The organism is Prochlorococcus marinus str. MIT 1013, from assembly GCF_027359395.1.
GTDB lineage: Bacteria > Cyanobacteriota > Cyanobacteriia > PCC-6307 > Cyanobiaceae > Prochlorococcus_B > Prochlorococcus_B marinus_E.
Genome location: NZ_CP114778.1, coordinates 742,488 through 760,614, shown reverse-complemented (window position 1 = coordinate 760,614; position 18,127 = coordinate 742,488). Strand labels below are relative to the sequence as shown.

Here is an 18,127-nt window from a genome sequence, read left to right as displayed (position 1 = left end):
ATCATTTTAGTTAATTAGTGATGCAAAAAAAAACACATGATTGAAACATCCGGCGTGATTGAAAAAGAGCAAGGAAATGGATTCTATCTTGTAACTCTTGAACAGCCCGCTGGACATCAATGCTTGTGTAGGGCAGCAGGTAAGTTGACAAAATTTAGAATAAAATTGCTCGCAGGAGATAAAGTTCTTGTTGAAATAAGTCCCTATGATTTAACAAGAGGTCGTATTACCTATAGAGAAAGAAATGTAGGTCCTGGAGGTGGAAGGCAAGGCGGTAATAGACCAGGAGGGCCAAGGAAAAGATAATTAGCTAATTCACTAGTTCATCTAACGCGGATTTATATTCACTTCTTGCTTTGACACCTTTCCATTGTTTTTTTAATTCCTTATTTTTGAAAAGATGTACTGTTGGAGTTCCGCTAACTTTTGCTTGTTTAGCAATATCTTGATCTTTTTCAATGTCAATCTCAACACCTATTGCTTTTCCATTTGATTCGTTAAGAACTCTGTGAAGTTGTGGCTTGAGTATGTGGCAAGGCCCACAACTACTAGATGTATATATTACAAAAAGAGGTTTTTTGGTCTCATGGTACAACTTTCTCAGTGCATAACTTCCTCTTTGCCAAGTTTTCTCGGGATCAAAATTTTCCTCGTTACTTACTTCTAAAGTTTTTGTCGTCTCAGCCTTTGATGGCTCTAATTCATCTCGTTTGATAAGAGTTGCTAGGTTATTTTTTGTTAGCCATCTTTCAGCGGCTAGAGCTGCTTTGCAACCACTGCCTGCAGCTGTGATGCCTTGACGCCATTCCGAATCGGCAACATCTCCAGCTGCGTAAACACCTTCTAGCGAAGTTTCTGGTCTTCCAGGTTCTGTTAGTAAGTAACCTTTTGAGTCTGTATTTAACTGATTAGTGAATAAAGACGTATTAGGAGTATGACCAATTGCGTAAAAAAGCCCCTTAGCTGAAATTTCATCTTCCTGGTTAGTATTTCTTCTTTTAACTTTTAATTTCTCCAACCATTCATTACCTAAAACATCTAAAAGCTCAGTCTCCCAATGAATAGAAATGTTGGAATTGGCTTTTACTCTATCGGCCATTGCAGCAGAAGCCCTTAACTTTTTTGATCTGACTAGTAAATGTACATGGCTACCGTATTTAGTTAGATATTCAGCTTCTTCACAGGCTGAGTCTCCTCCTCCCACTACTGCTAATTCTTCGTTTCTAAATTGAGGAGTTGCCCCATCGCAAATTGCACAGGCACTAATACCTTTGCTCCAGAACGAATTCTCGTTTTTTAGACCTAGACGATTGGCGCTTGCTCCAGTGGAGATTATTAACGAGTTTGATTTAATATTTTGAGTTGAAGTAACAATAGAAAAGGGTCTTTTGCTTAGATCAATTGATATGGCATCTTCTTCAATTAATTTTGTCCCCCATCTAACAGCTTGAGCTTTGATTAAATCCATCAATTCTGGTCCTTGAACTCCATTAGGAAAACCTGGGAAATTCTCTACAAATGTTGTCGTCATTAATTGACCACCAGGGATTCCACCTTTTTCAAAACCAGTAATAAGCAATGGCTGAAGATTTGCTCTTGCCGCATATATAGCAGCGGTATATCCAGCGGGTCCTGAGCCTACAATTACTAAATTCTCAGTTTTTAATTTTTTTTTCTCGGCTGGCATGCCATACCAATATCAAACTGACTTACACGATATAAGAAAAAATCTTGAAAGTGTATCTAAAGCATAGAAAGGATTATTTTTAAATCTCAAATTTAATGAAAATCAAAGCTCTAAAAGTTCATCAGCGTCAAAATTTTCTTTTTGAAAATTAGGAACTTGTAGGGTTGAGGCTTTTACTCCCTCAGGGTAAGTATTGACACATGTAATCCATTCACAGAATTCCTGGTTGATAGCGTAACTATCTTCATATCTTTCCACGCTATCAAGTAAAGCTATTCTGCTTGCTGCCCAACAGCTTGCTATACTTATTCTCTTGTTGAAAGAAGCATTCATAATTAATCCCCAACGACCACACCATGACATGCCATTGGTAGATTAACTTGTGTTTTTTGGTACAAATTTGCGTTTTGTCTGGAAAACGAAATTATCACTTAAGATTTAAGATTTCCTTAATATTTGGATTTATAAGTGTTCTTTTATGGCAGAGGCAATATTGATAGCTAATTAATGCGATTCTTTAGATATTTATTTGCTAACAAGTTAAACTGCTTCTGTATGATTTATTAATAGTTTTTCAACATCATTAATACCCTCAATCGCAGCATCTTTAGCTAATTCAAAATCACCATTAGCTTCTTCTTCCAAAGCTTTTGCTATCTTATTAGTTAATTCTTCTTTTTTACCTTCAATCATTACAATTATTTCATTCTCTATTACTTTCCTAACAGCCTTAGATGGTAATTTATCATCTTTAGCCTCGGCAAATGTGCCTTGCACAAGTTCTTGAATAAATAGTCGATGTACCTCGCTACTTCTTAAAAAACTTTCAGTCGCGTTGATGATACCTTCAACCAAGGCTTCGTCTGGTTCAGATTCTTTGTTTGCCAGTTTGAATTCCCAGTCGAGATGTTTCCTCTGCCAACCAGAAGAATGAAGGCTTGGCATCACTGTTTGTGAAAAAGTGTCTACAGACATTTCGTAAATTCTTTCAGCTAATCGCTCACACCATTCTTTTCCATGGCTTTGCAGATTTTTTTGCATGGCTGTTCTTGGAACAGCATGCCCACCGTGATGGCTATGACAAACACCATCAGGACATTCGATAGCGGTGAGGCTCATTTTTTCTTGATCGATAACATTTTCTCATTTCCTTCATAGCCATGGAAAACTATTAGGAAAACCTTTCTTAACTAAAAATGGTGGTATTCAAACCTTTCCTCTCCTAATCTGAAGGAGGATAAATATTTTTACTTTGGTTAGTTTCTTAATTCCCTGCGAATCAGCTTTAGGGGAAACACGCGTTTCAGCGACTCCAGATACTGTTAAAAAGTTTTTGGATTTGGGCTGTAAAGTTTTTTTTGAAAAAGGTGCAGGAGAGGCTGCTGGCTTTCTAGATAATTATTATGTGAAGGCTGGGGCTGAATTGGTTGAAAAGGAAAATAATGAGGTAAAAAAATTAGTTGATATTGTTCTCTGCGTTCAACCTCCTGAAGAAAAATTCCTGTCACATTTAAAATATGGATCTTTCCTTGTTGGCCTTTTGGATCCTTATGGGAATAAAGAATTAGCCGAAATATTAAAATCCCAAAAAATTTCTGCAATATCTTTGGAGTTGCTTCCGAGAATTAGCAGAGCTCAATCATCAGATGCATTATCTTCTCAAGCAAATATAGCTGGATATAAATCTGTACTTTTAGCTGCTAGTGCTCTTGATCGATATTTTCCAATGTTAATGACTGCTGCTGGTACTATTCAGCCTTCAAAAGTTGTTGTTTTAGGCGCTGGAGTGGCAGGACTTCAAGCTATTGCAACTGCAAAAAGACTAGGTGCTGTGGTTTATGTGAGTGATATTCGAGAGGCAGTAAAGGAGCAAGTTGAATCACTAGGAGCAAGATTTATTGAGCTTCCAAAGATTGATGAAACACCATCAGAGTCAGGCGGATATGCAAAACAAGTTTCTGATGAATTTCTGATTGCACAAAGGAAAGAATTGGCAATTCAATTGTCTGAAGCTGACGTGGCAATTTGTACTGCTCAGGTGCCTGGTAAAAAAGCTCCCAAACTTATTGATGAAAATATGTTGGATGATATGCGTCCTGGTTCTGTAGTGGTTGATCTTGCTGTGCTTAGTGGTGGCAATTGTGCATGTTCAATACCAGGAGAAACTATTGTTAGGAAAGGGGTCAAGATTGTGGGTGCTTCTAATCTCCCTTGCTCAATACCAAACCATGCAAGTTCCTTATATTCGAGAAATTTATTGTCTCTTCTTCAGCCAATGTTTAAAGAGGGTAAGTTTTTAATTGATAACGATGATGAGCTTATTGCTGGTTCTTTGATTAGTAAGGATGGAGTAATACTCAAATCAGAGATTATTGAGAATGGAGGAACTAGGTCATGAGTTTTTTTAGTGAAGCTCTTTGGGTGCTTCTCCTTGGAAGCCTTTTGGGATTAGAGCTAATAGGAAAAGTCCCTCCAACTTTGCACACTCCACTAATGAGTGGGGCTAATGCAATTTCAGGCATCACGATGCTTGCAGCTTTAACTTTAATAATAAAATCCGGAGACAATTTACCTTTACTAATAATTGGATCAATATCTCTTGGATTTGCTTTGTTTAATGTGATTGGTGGCTTCCTTGTTACAGACAGGATGCTTGCAATGTTTAGTCGTAAAAAAACTCGTAAATAGGATTATCTCTTATGACTTTTATTGCTCCCGTTAAGTTTGCTATTGATCTGCTGGCAGTTTTATTGCTTGCTTTAGGTATCAAAGGCCTTTCAAAAGTTAGATCAGCAAGAGAGGCGAATAGGCTTGCCGCCATGGCAATGATATTGGCTGCTTTTGGAGTATTGCTTAACTCTCAAGGAACTATAGGCATTTCTATTAACTCTTGGATTTGGATAATTTGTGGAACTTTAATCGGAGGTCTTTTAGGTGCCTTAACTGCTAAAAGGGTTCCAATGACTGCGATGCCTGAGATAGTAGCTTTGTTTAACGGTTGTGGAGGGATGTCATCGCTATTGGTGGCACTTGGTGTGGCTTTGTTCCCGTCGACAGACGGCTCAGATGGTGTAGTCGGTGAACTTATTAGAAATTTCTCAATAGTCGTTTCACTCTTTGTTGGAGCCATTACATTCTCTGGATCAATTGTTGCAATGGCCAAGCTTCAAGGTTGGGTGTCTACACCTTCTTGGACCCAAAGCAAAGCTAGGCATTTCTTCAATATTCTTTTTGCTGTTATTGCTTTGATAGGTGGAATGTATCTTGCAATCGATGGACAAAATGGTCTTTTTCTTATTGTAATTGCTTCATCTTTGCTGGGTATTGGAGTGACTCTTCCTATTGGAGGAGCCGATATGCCAGTAGTTATATCTTTGCTAAATAGCTACTCAGGAGTTGCAGCAGCAGCGGCAGGATTTGTTGTCGGTAGTCAACTGTTGATTGTCGCAGGTGCCATGGTTGGAGCTGCTGGATTAATTCTTACTCAAGTGATGTGCGATGGCATGAACAGATCTTTAGTTTCTGTATTGTTTGGGGGTGCACTTGGAGCTAGTTCTGTTACTTCAGGAGGTGGAGGGGGAGAATATACAAATATTACTAGTTGCAGCCCAGAAGAATGTGCACTTACTCTTGAGGCGGCTGAGAGAGTAGTGATTGTTCCTGGTTATGGTCTTGCTGTAGCTCAGGCTCAGCACACACTAAGAGAGGTCACCAGAGTTTTAGAAAACGCCGACATTGAAGTCACATATGCTATTCATCCTGTTGCAGGAAGAATGCCTGGTCATATGAACGTTCTGTTGGCCGAAGCAGATGTTCCTTATGAGCAATTAAAAGAAATGGATGTTATCAATCCTGAATTTCCCGCGACGGATGTTGTATTAGTTTTAGGAGCGAATGATGTGGTTAACCCTCAGGCCAAGAATGATCAGACTTCACCTTTGTATGGAATGCCAGTTTTAGATGTTCAAGAGGCTAGAACTGTATTTGTTGTTAAGAGAGGAATGAGTGCTGGATATTCAGGAATAAAAAATGACCTTTTTGATTTGCAAAATACCTCTATGGTCTTTGGTGATGCAAAAAAGGTTCTTGGAGATCTTTTATTGGAATTAAAGGAGCTTGGAGTTGGGAGTAAAGGATAATTTAAAAAAAGAAGATTTACTTTCAGATTTAGGAATAAGCCCTTTTAAAGAGCGTCTCCCATGGATCGGTCCTGACCTTCAGACACTAAGAGATACTTTTGCCTCAGATGAATTGCCTAATGCCTATTCATCTGAAATTCGTATAAAAGTCCCACCTCTTAAAAGTAGAAAGACAGGAGGAGGCTTCTTAGTTGCCTACTTGGATAAGCCATCAAGTGTATCGAGCATTCATGGTTTAGTTCTACTTCTGCATGGTCTTGGTGGTTCTACTCGCAGAAGAGGTTTGACCAGAATGGCGAGTGCTTTGGTGCAATCAAATTTCGCTGTTTTGAAGCTTAATCTGAGAGGTTCAGATCCTTGTAGGGATTTTGTTGATGGTACCTATGCTGCTGAATGCAATAGTGATTTGATTCCTGTATTAAGGCGTGCCAGAGAGATTTCATATCAATTAACTGAAGACTATCAATCTTCAAAAAATATTCCTGTCTTTGGAGCTGGGATCTCTTTGGGTGGAACTATTCTTTTAAATGCTTGCATTTGTGATGAGTCTTTATTAGATGGATTGGTATGTATAAGTAGTCCTTTGGATTTGAATGAATGTAGCTCTTCTATTGAAAGACCAAGAAATTTTATTTATCAAAAATGGTTGTTAAATCGTTTAATTAGGCAAACTTTAGAAGATCCTTTTGGGATAGAAGAAAGTGAAAAGAATGCATTGTTAATCAATGGAAAGGATAAAGAAAGAAAAATAAATGATATTAGATCTTTTGATAATTTGATAACTGCTCCAAGGTGGGGATATAAAGATGTTGGAGATTATTATGCAAAAGCATCTCCTTTCTTCTCTCTTATAGAAAATAAAAAATCTCTTCCTAAAACATTATTTATTCAATCTAAAGATGATCCTTGGGTACCTTTTTTAGCTGCTGAAAAACTAATGGAAAAAATGAAATTTTCTAATAATAAAATAGCTAATCAATTTATTTTTACTGAGAAAGGAGGACACAATGGATTTCATGGGGTTCAAGGTTGTTGGGGGGATCAAGTTGTTTCTAAATGGTTTTTATCTTTAAATACTTTTTAATCTAAAAATGCATTTTTGTAATATTTTTTTCTGAATAATCTAAGACTTCTTCTCTGGCCCAGATGTCAATTTCAAGAATTTCACTGAGGCTTGGATTTAGATTTAGGTCGCATTTATGTTTCTCGCAAATCGTCTCAATTACTTTTGGAATATCGATAAATTTAAACCTTTCTTCTAGAAATAGTTCTACTGCTTTTTCATTAGCGGCATTAAGTACTGCTGGCATTGTGCCCCCTAATTTTCCTGCACTGTAAGCAAGTTCCATACATGGATATTTTTTAGTATCTGGTTCTTTAAAAGTTAAATTGCCTATTTCAGTAAGCTTTAATCTTGGCCATGGTGTTTTAAGTCGACCAGGCCAACTTAAACAATACAAAATAGGGAGCTTCATATCTGGCCATCCCAATTGAGCTAAAACTGATGAATCATCCAATTCAACCATCGAGTGAATGATGCTTTGTGGATGGATAATGATTTCGATTTGGTCATATGAAAGACCAAAAAGGTAATGCGCTTCAATGACTTCGAGTCCCTTATTCATAAGGGTTGCAGAATCTACAGTTATTTTCTTTCCCATGCTCCAATTAGGGTGGCTAGTCGCATCCTCAACAGTTGCTTTCACTAAATCTTCTGCTTTCCAATCTCTAAATGCTCCTCCTGATGCAGTTAATTGTATTGATTTAAATCCTGGAGTAGGCACTCCAGTTGAAAGTCTTGCATTGTCAGCCCATGGCGTTCCTTGGAGACATTGAAATATCGCTGAGTGTTCAGAATCCGCAGGCAAGAGCCTACTTCCACTTTTTTTTAAAGCAGGAATGACAACTGGTCCTGCTGCAATCAAAGTTTCTTTATTTGCTAGAGCCAGGTCCTTCCCTGCTTCAATAGCTGCAAGTGTTGGCAGGAGGCCAGCACAGCCAACTATTCCAGTTACAACAAGATCAGCACTTCCCCAAGCTGCTGCAGTATTAAGTCCTTCGGCTCCCGCCATCAATAAGGGCTTTTTGAATATTTTTGAATCTTCATTGAAACTATTTATTCTGCTAGACAGCTCTGGCAAAAGAGACTCATCGGCTAGTGAAACGACTTCAGGTTGATGAGTTTCAATTTGTTTGATTACTAAATCAAGATTCTTGCCTGCTGTTAGTGCAACAATTTTGAATTGATCAGGAAACTCTTCTGCAATTTGAAGTGTTTGAGTTCCGATAGATCCTGTTGAGCCTAAAACGCTTATGGCTTTCACATTGTGAAGTCAAGTATGACCAGTCTCCCATTTAAAGGTATAACCCAGTTATATATTTACCAGTTTCTTCTGGATTTTAATAGAGATTTATTATGCAAGAAAGGGAACAATGGAGATCAGGACTGGGATTCTCACTCGCCGCGGCCGGTAGTGCTGTAGGCCTTGGAAATCTTTGGGGCTTTGCTTATAGGTCATCTCAAGGGGGTGGACTTGCTTTTCTTATCCTTTATGTATTGGTTGTTTTAGTTGTTTGTCTGCCTGTCTTAGTTGCAGAGATGGTCTTGGGGAGAAGCACTGCAAGTAGTCCTTTCCTTGCTCCAATCAAAGCTGCTGGAGAGAATTGGAAGCCTCTCGGTTGGTTATTTGCCATAGCTTCTTGTGGAATTCTTTCTTATTACGCAGTGATAATGGGATGGACAATTGATACTTTCTTCCATTCCTTATTTATTGGTCTACCCTCAGATATGACTGAGGCGGGAGAATTTTTTGGTAAAATAAGCAGTGGTAATAGTGTATTTGTAGGTCAAATAATCAGCTTATTGTTAACTGCTTTTGTTGTTGTTGCAGGCGTTCGTGGAGGTATTGAAAAACTAACAAAATGGGCAATGCCATTTTTATTTGGACTCCTTTTGTTGTTAGCTATATGGGCTGCAACTTTATCTGGGGCATGGGAAGGATATACATCGTTTTTACTTAAATGGGATTCAGCTCAACTTTTTGATAAAAACACAATAAGTAATGCATTTAAACAAGCTTTCTTTTCTTTAAGTTTGGGTATTGGAATTATGGTTGCTTATTCTTCATATCTAAATCGTAAAAATCATCTTCCTAAAGAAGCTTTGAGAGTTGCAACTTTGGATACTGCTGTGGGTTTACTTGCAGGGCTGATTACATTCCCTGTCGTTATGAGTTTTGGTTTGAAAGATGTTATCAGTGAATCAACTGTTGGGACTTTATTTATTGCTCTTCCAACTGGATTTGCTGATCTTGGTTTGTTTGGGAGATTTATTGCTGCCGTTTTCTTCGGATTGGCCTTTTTAGCTGCTATTACTTCTTCTATTTCATTAATGGAAGTACCAGTATCTTCTTTAATGGACAGGCTGAATTGGAGTAGAAAGAAGGCCGTTTGGACTTCAACATTATTGATCTTCTTGATTGGAATACCGTCTGCTATTTCTACAGACTTTTTAGGCAAGTCCGATGCTATCTGTAATACACTCTTGATATTAGGAGGTCTTCTGATTTCAATTCTTTTGGGTTGGATTGTTCCAAATCGTTATGATGAGGATCTTGCAAATTCAAATTCTAATTTAAGAGTTAGAAGGTATCTAAAGTTTATGTTGCGCTGGGTGTCTCCACCAGTTATTGCTATAGGACTTTATTTAACAGTCTTATCTACAATAGAAACATTTGCTTAATCTGAAAGTTGTTCCCATTCAGTAACCCCTTTAGGTTTATCAATTAAATCTATTCCAATATTTTTCAAATCAGCTCTTATTTTATCAGCGAGTAAAAAGTCTTTATTAGCTTTTGCTAAGGATCTATTCTTGATAAGTTCTTCAATTTTATTAGTGTCAAGTTCAGTATTGATTTTTTGTTTTTCTTGATTTAAATTTACTCTTAAGCCCAGAACTCCTGCCAACTCAGTGAGTAGTTCCCATTTGTTAAAAACTTGATTTAAAATATCTTCGTCAACTTCATTTATATCTTTTCCTTTTAATAAATTTAGGCACTTTCTAATAGGTTGTGATAATTCAAAAAGTATAGATAAAGCCCCAGATGTATTTAGGTCGTCATCCATATAGTTTTCAAAGTCTGATAATAATTTAAATGAGTCTTTATCAAGTTTACTTTTGGCAGATCTTTTTATAGGTTTGTTTAGGTTTAGTTCGTTTTTAGGTTGATCTTTAATTTTATAAATATATCCAAAAGATAGGCAATTATTTAATCTTTCCCACCCTTTTGAAGCAGCTTTTAGCGCTTCTTCAGTGAAATCTAGGGGTTTTCGGTAATTAGTTTGTAACACAAAAAATCTTAAAGTCATAGGTGAAATATCTTCATCTAATAAAGACCTAATGGTTGTAAAATTCCCTAGTGATTTACTCATCTTTTCACCCCCCACATTAACCATCCCATTGTGTAGCCAGTATTTTGCTAACTCTTTCCCATTACAGGCTTCAGATTGAGCTATTTCATTCTCATGATGAGGAAATATCAGGTCTGAGCCACCAAGGTGAATATCAATACTTTCTCCTAATTCTTGTTTAACCATTGCTGAACACTCAATATGCCAACCTGGTCTGCCGTTTCCCCAAGGCGAAGAGTAACTAACCTCACCTGATTTGGATTCTTTCCAGAGAGCAAAATCAAGCGAGTTCTTTTTACTTTCTTTTTGATTTATTTTTAATCTCCCTGCTGCATTATCTATCTGTTTCTCAATTTCTCTTCCACTAAGTTTACCATAATTTTTATGTTTATCTACTGAAAAATAAACATCACCATTTGATGAGTAAGCTACTTTTTTTTGTTCTAATTCTTCTATAAAATTAATAATTTGATGAAGGCATTTTGTTGCTCTTGGCATGCTACTTGGTCTAAGAATGGAAAGAGTATCCATATCTTTGTGAAATTCATTAATATTTCTTTCACTTAATTCATCAGTAGAACATCCTTCTTTATTTGCTCGATTAATAATTTTGTCATCAATATCAGTGAAGTTTTGTACGAATTTAACTTCAAATCCTTTCCAAATTAAAAATCGTCTTAATGTATCCCAATTAAGATAACTTCTTGCATGACCAAGATGACAAAGATCATAAACAGTTACACCACAACAATATATTTTAACTTGATTAGGATTTATAGAAATAAAATCCTCTTTCTTTTTGGATAAGGTGTTTGTGAATCTTAAGGACAATTTCTTAGATAAAAATGTGAGAAATTATTGAATTTGTCAGCAACTATTTTGCCTCCATCCAATTTACTCCAACGCCAGTTTCAACGATAAGAGGGACACTAAGTTTTACAGCATTTTCCATAGTGTTTTGGACAAGGAGTTTTGTTTCCTCCAAATCTTTGGGATTAACTTCTAGCACGAGTTCATCATGCACTTGAAGTAGAATTTTCGCTGCCAATCCAGTCTTTCTTAAAGCTGAATGCAATTGAATCATTGCTAGCTTAATTATGTCTGCGCTTGAGCCTTGAATAGGTGCGTTCGCTGCGGCTCTTAATTGTTGTGCTTCCATCCCTGCTCTTCTGGCAGTAGTTAAATCAATTTCATTTGGTGGAGTTCCCAGAAGTCTTCCAAGCCCATTTCTATTGAAATGAAAATATCGTCTTCTCCCTAGCAATGTTTCAACAAAACCTTGGCTAAGGGCAAGTCTTTCTTGATATTCTAAAAATTGAAAAACGGCTGGATAACGTTCTTTGAATTTACTTAAAAAATATTTTGCTTCTATTAATGAAACGCCCGTTGATCTTGCAAACCTTTGAGCCCCCATACCATAAATAACCCCAAAATTTATTGTTTTTCCTATTCTTCTTTCGTCGGCGTCAATCGCATCTTTTTCAAATAAAATTTTTGCTGTTAAAGAGTGGACATCTTCATTTTTTAAATAAGCATTTTTTAGTACTTCTTCACCTGAAAGATGTGTGAGTATACGAAGTTCAATTTGTGAATAGTCTGCGCTTAGAAGTTTCCAATCTTTTTGCGGAATAAAAGCTTTTCTTATTCGTCTACTAAATTCAGTTCTGACCGGGATATTTTGGAGATTTGGATTGCTGCTACTTAATCTTCCAGTAGCGGTTACAGCTTGATTGAAATCTGTATGTACTCTTCCTGTCTCTTTTTCAATAAGCTGAGGCAAAGCATCTACATAAGTATTAAGCAACTTACTTATAGTGCGATGTTCAATGATCATTTTTACTATTGGATGGTCTGATTCCAGCTTTTCCAATACACCTGCATCTGTACTCCATCCTGTTTTTGTTTTTCTTGATTTTTTCCTATCTAAATCAAGTTTCTCAAAAAGTAATTCACCTAATTGTTTAGGTGATGAAAGGTTAAACTCATTTCCTGCAACCTTATAAACTTCTTTCGCGATAGTATTTAATGTTTTTGTTAGCTCTAAAGATAAATCTTTTAGATAAGGTGTATCAATAATGATGCCTGTGGATTCGATTTCCGCTAAAACCTGCTCAAGTGGTTGTTCAACTTCTTTTAGTAAGTTTATTAATTTTATACTAGTTTCTTTTAATCTATTAATATAAATAATTGCTAATTTTCTTGTTAAATAAACGTCCATCCCGCAGTACATACTTGCAGACTTAATGTCCACATAAGAGAAGTCTTCTCCTTTTTTGACAACATCAGAAAAACTTTTGGGCTTAAATCCAAATTCTCTATAAGCAATTTCATCTAAACTATGTTTAAGAGTTGCATCATATATATAATCTGCAAGTAAAGTGTCAATTACCACGCCATTTAATATGATTCCGTGTCTTAGCAAAATCAATCTGTCGTATTTTGCATTCTGTAGGGTTTTAGGATTTTCATTGCTAGAGAACCAACCCTGAAGTGCAACAATAACTTCTTCTATCTTTAATTGATTTATTTGATTAATTTCTATTAAATCGGCTTCTTTGTTTTTATGTCCTATTGGTATATAAACTATATCTTTTAATGATTCACCAAAACAAAATCCTAAGCCAACAAGTTCAGCTTTAAAAGGATTTAAATTGGTTGTTTCGGTATCAATAGCTATTGGTTTTGTAGTATCAGTATGTTTCATTATTTGTGCAACGAAATTATTAAGTTCTTCCAGATTATCTATAATTTTAGGCTCTATCTGAGGAATCTCTTTTGTTTCATTAAGCCTAGTTAGTTCAATATTCTCGCTCTTATTATTAACGATCTTACTTTCTTTTAATGAGCGACTATTGTTTTTCTCTGATAAGCCTTCTTTAGAAAATAAAGCTTTAAAAGTTGGAACTTGTTTTAATAAACTATGTAACTCAAGTTTTTCAAGGCTTTCAGTTAGTTTTGATTCGTTAATACCTTCTAAGTTATATTCTATTTTTGGACTTATAGGGATTTTAATTAATATTTCTGCAAGTTTTCTTGAGAGATATGCATTGTCTTTGTCTGCTTTTAGCTTTAATCTTACGGCTCCTTTTATGGCGCCTCGTTTAGCTTTTTCGCCTTCTTTCTCTAGCTCTTGGAGTGATTTATAAACTCCATCAAGATCATTGTTTTCGTTTAAAAGATTTATAGCCGTTTTTGGACCAACTCCTTTGACTCCAGGAATATTATCTGAGCTATCACCAGTTAAGGCTTTCAGATCAATAACCTTGTTTGGATTGACTCCAAGTTTCTCCCTTACGCCCTCTTCCTTAATAAGTTTAGGATTTCCGCTTTTTGCGTAGGGACCTCCTCCCATATACAAGACTGCTATATCTCTTGCATCATCCACTAATTGGAATAAGTCTCTATCTCCAGAGAGGATTCTGACACTCCATCCTTTTTCAGCGGCATCGTTAGCAAGAGTTCCTAAGACATCATCCGCTTCATAGCCTGGGGCTTTGCAGATTGAGAGATTCAGGTTTTCTTTAAGAATCTCTTCAAGCTTGTCTAAATCTTGAAAAAATATATCAGGTGCGACATCTCTATTTGCTTTGTAGTTCGGATCTTCTTTGTGGCGAAATGTTGGCTCAGCGGTATCAAAAGCAATTGTAATTCCATTAGGTTCTATAGATTTGCAATTATCTAAAAGGCTTTTTAGAAAACCATAGGTAACACTCGTAGGAAAACCATCTTTGGTTGTAAGACCTCCTTCCCCCCCCTTGCTAAAAGCATAAAAACTTCTAAAAGCTAACGAATGGCCATCAATCAATAATAAAGTTGGCTTTTTTATTTCTTTCATGAATCAGTCACAGTGAGTTTGTTTATTAACTTTTTCTTTTTTTAGCCCAAGGAGGAAGATCAATAAAAACTTTCTCTCCTGGTTCTAACCCAGATATTATTGCAGTCTTGCTACCACTACTTGTACCTAATTCAACTTTTTTAAATTCTGGTTGATTGTTTTTGCCAACTATAAGAACCCCGGTCTTCCCCTCTTCCGTGACAATTGCAACTGTTGGAATAAGGGTGCTGATTTTGGTTGCTCCTGTTTGAAAGTTGATATCAGATGTCATTCCCAGGCGTAAATCTTCAGGCCTATTGCCCAACAACAACGTAACTTCAAATGAAGTTACGTTGTTGTTCTTGATTGCACTTGGAGAGATTTTGGAAACAAATGCCTTAAAGCGCTTGTCAGGAAAAGCATCTACTCTAATAGTTGCATCTTGACCTGTTCTTATTCTTCCAATATCACTCTCAGGAACTTTCGCAATTATTTCAAGCCCTTGAGAAAGTTTAACTATTGATGAGCTTGTAGCTCCCCCCTCTCTTGATGAAGAAGAAGAAGTCGTAGGAGTTACGAATGCACCAGGGACAGCATATCTGCTCGTTATTACTCCTTTAAATGGTGCTCTTATGTTTGTCTCATTCTCCTCAACTTCTATTTGTTTAAATTTAGCTTCGCTTCTTAAAAATTTATTTTTATATTCTTCATACTCTTCTGCACTTATAGCACCTTCATTGAAAAGCATTTTCCTTCTCTGGTAACTCGCTTTTTGAGTCTCATAATTTGCTTTTATTTCGTTAATCCTAAATTCCAAGTCTCCAAAATCCATTTTTGCAATTAGATCTCCTTTCTTGACCTGATCCCCTTCCTCCACGAAAATTTCATCAAGTATTCCTTGCCTTTTTGGACTTACATTGACGCTTTTATTAGCTTTTAATTCACCACTTGCTGTTATTAAGCCCGGCAAGCTGCCGCTTTCAGCTGCGATTGTAAATTCAGTTATGTCTTTATTTGATCTATTCTCTTGTGAAAGTTTCAAACTTATTCCACCAAAACTTAAGACTGAAAGCGCAATGAGGCTTAAAAATTTTTTATTTTTGAAGTTTTTCCAAATCATTTTGTGAAAATCAAGTGCTCAAGAGTTTTAGAAGTTTGGATGACGTTAAGAAAAAGCGTAAAACTTTCCTTTGGAGATTTATAACTATATTTTCGCTGTTAAAGGGCACTATTGGGTTTAATTTAGTCAAATTAATCAGCTGGCGTCTTTCAAAGACCCATTTCAATGCTTAAGGCCGGAATTGTTGGACTCCCGAATGTTGGAAAGTCCACTTTGTTTAATGCACTTGTTGCGAATGCTCAAGCTCAAGCAGCAAACTTTCCTTTTTGTACGATTGAACCCAATGTAGGCTCTGTTTCAGTACCGGATCAACGTTTGAATTTACTTGGTGAACTTAGTAATAGTAAGCAAATTATTCCTACTAGAATAGAATTTGTTGATATTGCAGGTCTTGTTAAGGGCGCAAGTAAAGGTGAGGGACTGGGTAATAAATTCTTAGCAAATATAAGAGAGGTCGATGCAATAGTTCATGTGATTAGGTGTTTTAGCGATGATGAAGTTATTCATGTTTCTGGATCAGTAGACCCATCTAGAGATATTGAGATAATAAATTTAGAATTAGCATTGTCTGATTTAAATCAGATAGAAAAACGTAGAACTAGATTAAAAAAACAATTAAGTACTAATAAGGAATCAAAGTTAGAAGATGAGGTGTTGGAAAAATTAAGCGAAGCCCTTGAGAATGAAAAGACAGTTAGAAGTGTTTCGTTAACTGATGAAGAGAAAAAATTAATTAAACCACTAGGCTTATTAACGGAAAAACCAATTATTTATGCAACTAATCTTGGGGAAGATGAACTTGCGAAGGGTAATCCCTTTTCAGAGGAAGTAAATAAACTGGCAACGAAAGAAGGTTCTGAATGCGTGAAGATTTCAGCCCAAGTCGAGGCTGAATTAATTGAATTGGGGGATGAGGAAAGAGATGATTATTTAAATGGCTTAGGAGTTGAAGAAGGAGGTTTAATTAGTCTTATTAAAGCTACATATCGATTGTTGGGTTTAAGCACTTATTTCACTACTGGAGAAAAAGAAACTAAAGCCTGGACTATATCTGATGGGATGACAGCTCCTCAAGCCGCTGGGGTGATTCATACAGATTTTGAAAAGGGATTTATTCGGGCTCAAACAATTTCTTATAAAAAACTACTTGAAGCAGGATCTCTCTCTGAGGCCCGAAACAAAGGTTGGTTAAGAAGTGAAGGTAAAGAATATGTCGTAAACGAGGGAGACGTTATGGAGTTTTTATTCAACGTCTAAAAATTCAGTTATACCAAGTCTTCTCATCAGTTAGACTAAGTTTTAGTCTAACAATTTAGTCTAACCTTTTGAGACGAAAGGTTGTGTTTTTGAGACAAGTGAGAATAAGTGATGAATTAAACTAAACCAACGAAGAACCAGGATAGAGCTAGATCTTCTATAACAGATAGTATTATTAGATTCGCTTGGATTAGAAAAAATTAATTGGCGACTTACTACATTCCAGTAAATACTCGTTCGCCTGGTGGAGGAGGAGCTGTTTATCAAGGTATAGGACCTGATTTATCTGGTTCTGATGGAGATGATATTTATATCGATTCAAAAGACACTCATGGCTATCCAACTTTAGGTGATGGAGTTTTTACATCAGGTTCAGATAAATATTATTTAGCCTTAGATGTCGATGCAAAGAACCGAGTCGAACATCCTTATTTGGAAGGCGGTGGGTATCCAATAATAAAGAATTTCAATGTTAATACAGATAAAATATTTCTTCCTGAAGGCGTATTAGGAAGCGATATTATGTTTCGACATTATTACCCTGAAAATGAATCTATGGGGGGGGGTGGATTCAAATCCAGCTCTTACCATTGTTTATGATCCACACGGATGTTGGAGAGATCTATTTAAACCATCTCCATTTAGTTATAGTTGGATTGAAGAGGAAATTTTAATTACAGGTGGTGGTGTTTCGGATAAATATCCCAATTTAAGTATAGAAAATGAGAAACGAATATCAGCCTTAACAGGTCCATCAAAATCTATTGAGTCATATATAAATCGTCAGAAAGATCCTAATGGATACAATCAATGGAAATATGAATTTTCTCTTTCTGCTATTAAGTATCCAGATGCCAAATATTTAGTTGATTTTTTAGCATCACTTACATTTAATTCAAGCATACAAGGTTTAAAAAATAGAATATTTCTTAGTAATGGAGAAAGTGCTTTTAAAACTTCAGGAAATCAAAGCAATGAAGAAAGTAAAAATGAAACCAGTAATGGAGATGTACAACAGATAGCCGATAACATTAATGATGTAATTGTTGGAATCAAGTATTTATTAGATGGAATAAAAGACTATGACGGAAATCTGCATGGATATTTAGGAGATGCACCAACGACTGTGACTTATTCCTATAAATTTCAGGGCCAATTAGATGTTAATAGTGATGGAACAATAGAAGCTGTATTTACCAATAGCATCAGTGGAAGATGGGTGACATCATCGATTGATCCAATCACAGGAGCCTTTGACTACACCAAGCATGGAGTCGGAGGAACAACAAGGATTGTTGGTATCTATCAAGATCCATTGGTTGCAAATGGAACGGTAGAAAAAGATAGTGTTTTTGATGGTTCGAGAACTTTCATCAATGACCTAAAACTCGATAACCTCATTCTTAAAACTGTTGGAGATTATGACGGTGATGGGTTCCAAGAACTTTATTGGAGCAAAGTAGATAACTCTGCCTACTTAAGAGCCGTGATGCATGCAGATGGCAATATTCAATACGCTAACTATCAAAATCTGCAGCAAATGACCGATTACTTAACCTCTAATGGCTTTGCAGATACTGTTGCTTTGATTGCTTAGTAAGAAATCAGAGAGTAAGGAGTTTATTCTAGATCTTTTTACTGTCTCAATGAGACAAGGATTTAGTCTAACTTTTTGTTGTACTGGTCTAACCACAAAATAT

Annotated in this window: 16 protein-coding genes; 9 read left to right on the top strand and 7 right to left on the bottom strand. The window is 36.3% G+C overall.

What is annotated here, in order from left to right:
- Positions 1–36 precede the first annotated feature (36 nt).
- A complete protein-coding gene (gene infA / locus O5633_RS04820) occupies positions 37–306 on the top strand; it encodes a translation initiation factor IF-1 (protein WP_011294847.1) in 270 nt (89 codons plus the stop codon).
- A gap of 4 nt (positions 307–310) precedes the next feature.
- Here infA and trxB read toward each other — a convergent pair whose 3' ends face one another.
- From trxB to O5633_RS04805, 3 genes are all read right to left on the bottom strand, one after another.
- Entirely contained in the window at positions 311–1,687 is a 1,377-nt protein-coding gene (trxB, locus tag O5633_RS04815) for a thioredoxin-disulfide reductase (RefSeq protein ID WP_269610975.1), read from the bottom strand.
- 102 nt (positions 1,688–1,789) lie between these two features.
- Positions 1,790–2,020 (bottom strand): hypothetical protein, encoded by a 231-nt coding sequence (locus tag O5633_RS04810; protein ID WP_269611312.1) that lies wholly within the window; start codon positions 2,018–2,020, stop codon positions 1,790–1,792.
- Positions 2,021–2,227: 207 nt separating this feature from the next.
- Positions 2,228–2,806: an EF-1 guanine nucleotide exchange domain-containing protein gene (locus tag O5633_RS04805; RefSeq protein ID WP_269610974.1), complete on the bottom strand. Its 579-nt coding sequence runs from the start codon at positions 2,804–2,806 to the stop codon at positions 2,228–2,230.
- 133 nt (positions 2,807–2,939) lie between these two features.
- Here O5633_RS04805 and O5633_RS04800 point away from each other — a divergent pair, with 133 nt between their 5' ends.
- From O5633_RS04800 to O5633_RS04785, 4 genes are read left to right on the top strand one after another with little or no spacing between them, the layout of a single operon-like run.
- A complete protein-coding gene (locus O5633_RS04800) occupies positions 2,940–4,085 on the top strand; it encodes a Re/Si-specific NAD(P)(+) transhydrogenase subunit alpha (RefSeq protein ID WP_269610973.1) in 1,146 nt (381 codons plus the stop codon).
- Entirely contained in the window at positions 4,082–4,375 is a 294-nt protein-coding gene (locus O5633_RS04795) for an NAD(P) transhydrogenase subunit alpha (RefSeq protein WP_011294842.1), read from the top strand. The genes O5633_RS04800 and O5633_RS04795 overlap by 4 nt, the downstream gene beginning before the upstream one ends.
- An 11-nt stretch (positions 4,376–4,386) precedes the next feature.
- On the top strand, positions 4,387–5,826 hold the full coding sequence (locus O5633_RS04790) for an NAD(P)(+) transhydrogenase (Re/Si-specific) subunit beta (RefSeq protein ID WP_269610972.1): 1,440 nt from the start codon (positions 4,387–4,389) through the stop codon (positions 5,824–5,826).
- Positions 5,810–6,910: an alpha/beta fold hydrolase gene (locus tag O5633_RS04785; RefSeq protein ID WP_269610971.1), complete on the top strand. Its 1,101-nt coding sequence runs from the start codon at positions 5,810–5,812 to the stop codon at positions 6,908–6,910. The genes O5633_RS04790 and O5633_RS04785 overlap by 17 nt, the downstream gene beginning before the upstream one ends.
- A 1-nt stretch (position 6,911) precedes the next feature.
- Here the strand turns inward: O5633_RS04785 and O5633_RS04780 are convergent, their stop codons facing one another.
- Positions 6,912–8,150 (bottom strand): 1-deoxy-D-xylulose-5-phosphate reductoisomerase, encoded by a 1,239-nt coding sequence (locus O5633_RS04780; RefSeq protein ID WP_269610970.1) that lies wholly within the window; start codon positions 8,148–8,150, stop codon positions 6,912–6,914.
- 92 nt (positions 8,151–8,242) lie between these two features.
- On the opposite strand from O5633_RS04780, the gene O5633_RS04775 reads away from it, so the two are divergent.
- Positions 8,243–9,568, top strand: a complete 1,326-nt coding sequence (locus O5633_RS04775; RefSeq protein WP_269610968.1) for a sodium-dependent transporter — start codon at positions 8,243–8,245, stop codon at positions 9,566–9,568.
- Here O5633_RS04775 and cysS read toward each other — a convergent pair.
- Genes cysS through O5633_RS04760 form a run of 3 tightly spaced genes read right to left on the bottom strand, consistent with a single transcriptional unit; the run spans position 9,565 to position 15,170 of the window.
- Complete coding sequence (cysS, locus tag O5633_RS04770) at positions 9,565–11,067, bottom strand: cysteine--tRNA ligase (protein WP_269610967.1); 1,503 nt, start codon at positions 11,065–11,067, stop codon at positions 9,565–9,567. The genes O5633_RS04775 and cysS overlap by 4 nt on opposite strands.
- A 43-nt stretch (positions 11,068–11,110) precedes the next feature.
- A complete protein-coding gene (gene polA, locus O5633_RS04765) occupies positions 11,111–14,071 on the bottom strand; it encodes a DNA polymerase I (protein WP_269610966.1) in 2,961 nt (986 codons plus the stop codon).
- A 25-nt stretch (positions 14,072–14,096) separates the two neighbouring features.
- On the bottom strand, positions 14,097–15,170 hold the full coding sequence (locus O5633_RS04760; protein WP_269610965.1) for an efflux RND transporter periplasmic adaptor subunit: 1,074 nt from the start codon (positions 15,168–15,170) through the stop codon (positions 14,097–14,099).
- Positions 15,171–15,335: 165 nt separating this feature from the next.
- Between O5633_RS04760 and ychF the strand changes: the two genes are divergently transcribed.
- From ychF to O5633_RS04745, 3 genes are all read left to right on the top strand, one after another.
- The gene (ychF, locus tag O5633_RS04755) at positions 15,336–16,427 is read left to right on the top strand and encodes a redox-regulated ATPase YchF (RefSeq protein WP_269610964.1); all 1,092 of its coding nucleotides are present in this window, start codon (positions 15,336–15,338) and stop codon (positions 16,425–16,427) included.
- Positions 16,428–16,631: 204 nt separating this feature from the next.
- On the top strand, positions 16,632–17,027 hold the full coding sequence (locus O5633_RS04750; RefSeq protein ID WP_269610962.1) for a hypothetical protein: 396 nt from the start codon (positions 16,632–16,634) through the stop codon (positions 17,025–17,027).
- The gene (locus O5633_RS04745; protein ID WP_269610961.1) at positions 16,993–18,024 is read left to right on the top strand and encodes a hypothetical protein; all 1,032 of its coding nucleotides are present in this window, start codon (positions 16,993–16,995) and stop codon (positions 18,022–18,024) included. Before O5633_RS04750 ends, O5633_RS04745 begins: the two co-directional genes overlap by 35 nt.
- Positions 18,025–18,127 lie beyond the last annotated feature (103 nt).

Coding starts and splice junctions, on each gene's coding strand:
- infA (WP_011294847.1), top strand. CDS start 37: ATGATTGAAACATCCGGCGTGATTGAAAAAGAGCAAGGAAATGGATTC.
- trxB (WP_269610975.1), bottom strand. CDS start 1,687: ATGCCAGCCGAGAAAAAAAAATTAAAAACTGAGAATTTAGTAATTGTA.
- O5633_RS04810 (WP_269611312.1), bottom strand. CDS start 2,020: ATGAATGCTTCTTTCAACAAGAGAATAAGTATAGCAAGCTGTTGGGCA.
- O5633_RS04805 (WP_269610974.1), bottom strand. CDS start 2,806: ATGAGCCTCACCGCTATCGAATGTCCTGATGGTGTTTGTCATAGCCAT.
- O5633_RS04795 (WP_011294842.1), top strand. CDS start 4,082: ATGAGTTTTTTTAGTGAAGCTCTTTGGGTGCTTCTCCTTGGAAGCCTT.
- O5633_RS04790 (WP_269610972.1), top strand. CDS start 4,387: ATGACTTTTATTGCTCCCGTTAAGTTTGCTATTGATCTGCTGGCAGTT.
- O5633_RS04775 (WP_269610968.1), top strand. CDS start 8,243: ATGCAAGAAAGGGAACAATGGAGATCAGGACTGGGATTCTCACTCGCC.
- polA (WP_269610966.1), bottom strand. CDS start 14,071: ATGAAAGAAATAAAAAAGCCAACTTTATTATTGATTGATGGCCATTCG.
- O5633_RS04760 (WP_269610965.1), bottom strand. CDS start 15,170: ATGATTTGGAAAAACTTCAAAAATAAAAAATTTTTAAGCCTCATTGCG.
- ychF (WP_269610964.1), top strand. CDS start 15,336: ATGCTTAAGGCCGGAATTGTTGGACTCCCGAATGTTGGAAAGTCCACT.